At 73.3% G+C, this 2,425-nt stretch carries 2 protein-coding genes; both read left to right on the top strand.

Going from position 1 to position 2,425, the window contains the following annotated elements; all coding sequences use genetic code 11:
* Positions 1–19: 19 nt before the first annotated feature.
* Entirely contained in the window at positions 20–859 is an 840-nt protein-coding gene (locus tag E1298_RS46225; RefSeq protein WP_131903701.1) for an ABC transporter permease, read from the top strand.
* 177 nt (positions 860–1,036) lie between these two features.
* Positions 1,037–2,425 (top strand): sensor histidine kinase (locus E1298_RS46230; RefSeq protein WP_243726254.1); only part of this gene is annotated, 1,389 nt, incomplete at its 3' end.

Consider the following 2,425-nt stretch of genomic DNA (forward strand, 5'->3'; position numbering starts at 1 on the left):
GGAGGGGCCCAGCGGGCGGCTGGAACGGGAGCTGGCCGGACTGGACGCGCTGGAACTCGGCGGCGGCCCGCGGAGCAAGCTGCTCCTGCGGGCGTGGTCGGCCACGTGGCCGATGCTCGTCGCCGTCCTGATCGCGATCACCGCGTGGCAGCTGGTGGTGTGGAGCGGCTGGAGGAAGCCGTGGGTCCTGCCCGGCCCCAAGGACACCCTGCCGGTCTTCTGGGACCAGGTCACGAGCTCCCCGTTCTGGGAGGCGGTCGGCCTGACCATGCAGCGGGCGGTGATCGGGTTCGCCGTCGCGGTAGCGATCGGCGTGCTGATCGGCGCGCTGGTGTCGCAGTTCCGGGTGCTGCGCCGCGCGTTCGGGTCGCTGATCACCGGGCTCCAGACGATGCCGTCGATCGCGTGGTTCCCGCTCGCGATCCTGCTGTTCAAGCTCAGCGAGAGCGCGATCCTGTTCGTGGTCGTGCTCGGCGCGGCCCCCTCGATCGCCAACGGGCTGATCGCGGGCGTCGACTACACCCCGCCGATCCTGCTGCGCGCCGGCAAGGTGATGGGCCTGCGCCGCCTGAACCTGTACCGGCACCTGATCATGCCGGCCTCGCTGCCGTCGTTCGTGGCGGGCCTCAAGCAGGGCTGGGCGTTCGCCTGGCGGAGCCTGATGGCCGGCGAGCTGCTGGTCCGCATCGGCGACACCACCTCGCTCGGCGTGCTGCTCTCGGACGCCCGGGAGCTGAACAACACCGCCGACATGATCTCCTTCATGATCGTGATCCTGATCATCGGCATCGTGGTCGACCAGCTCTTCGGCGCCGTCGACCGGGCCATCCGCGTCCGCTGGGGAGTCGACCAGGACTAGCCAGGGAATGTTTTTACCCGCCCCGCGGTCGCGTTTGCCCTGGTCCGGCAAGGAACAACGGGTAAAGGCACGCGCACCAGGGAGGCCGTCATCCGTGTCCGGCCCCGTCCGTCCGCCAAGGGCCTGACCCGCCTCATCCGGTGGGTCGCGCTGCGGCACCCGCAGATCCGGGTACGGGTGACGCTGTCGGCCGCGCTGACCGCGTTCCTGCTGTCCACGGCGCTGTACGCGGTCGTGCTCGTGCTGGTCAGGCGCGACGCGACCGCCGCCGTCGAGCGGGACCTGGCGCGGGAGGGCCGCCGGGTGGTGACCGTGATCCACTCCGGGACGCTGACCGCGCACATCTACGCCTCCGAGGACGATCTGCAGCAGGTCGTGGACGCGCGCGGCCGGGTGGTCGCGGCCAGCACGCGCATGGAGGGCCGTCCGTCCGTCCGGCTCCCGCCGCCGCCCGCCGACGACGACCGCCGCGACGGCCGGAGCTGCGACGTGGACGCGCCGGGCGGGCCGTGCTTCCTGACCGTGGTGTACCGCGTGGGCATGGGGCCGGGCCACAGGCTCGTCTACACGCTCGGCCCCGAGCCCGGGCTGCTGCCGCATCCGCTGCTGGCCGTGCTGCTGGCGCTCGGCATCCCGCTCATCACCGGGCTCGTCGGCCACGGCACGTGGCGGTCGGCGGGCCGCACGCTCCGTCCGGTGGACGAGATCCGCCGCGAGCTGGACGAGATCACCGCCACCGACCTGGAGCGCCGCGTGCCGGTGCCGCCGCGCCGCGACGAGGTGGCGCTGCTCGCCGAGAGCGTCAACGCGACCCTGGACCGGCTGGAGCGGGCGGTCGCGCGGCAGCGCGCGTTCGTCTCCGACGTCTCCCACGAGCTGCGCAGCCCGCTCGCCGGGCTGCGGATGGAGCTGGAGCTGGCGCTGGCCGACCCGGACGACGCCGACCTGCCCGACACGCTGCGGGCCGTCCTCAGCAACACCGACCGGGTGGCCGCGGTGGTGGACGACCTGCTGGCGCTGGCGCGACTGGAGGCCGACAGGAACTTCGAGCGCGAGGTCGTGGACCTGACGGAGCTGACCGACCACGAGGTCCTGGGCCGTCCCCGCCGGGCCCAGGTGACGGTGCGGTCGGAGGGGCCGGTCCGGGTGAACGGCGGGCGGGGCGAGCTGGCCCGGCTGCTGACCAACCTGATCGACAACGCCGACCGGCACGCGGTGTCGGCGGTGACGGTGATCGTCCGGACCGAGCGGCCGGACGTCGCGGTGGTCGAGGTCATCGACGACGGCGAAGGCATCGCCCCGGCGGACCGCGAGCGGGTGTTCGAGCGGTTCACCCGGCTGACCGAGGGCCGGCACCGCGACGCCGGCGGCACCGGCCTCGGCCTGGCGATCTCCCGCGACATCGCCGAGGCGCACGGCGGCTCGCTGACCGTCGCCGACCGGCTGCTGACCAACCTGATCGACAACGCCGACCGGCACGCGGTGTCGGCGGTGACGGTGATCGTCCGGACCGAGCGGCCGGACGTCGCGGTGGTCGAGGTCATCGACGACGGCGAAGGCATCGCC

The organism is Actinomadura rubrisoli (genome assembly GCF_004349215.1).
Taxonomy (GTDB): Bacteria; Actinomycetota; Actinomycetes; order Streptosporangiales; family Streptosporangiaceae; genus Spirillospora; species Spirillospora rubrisoli.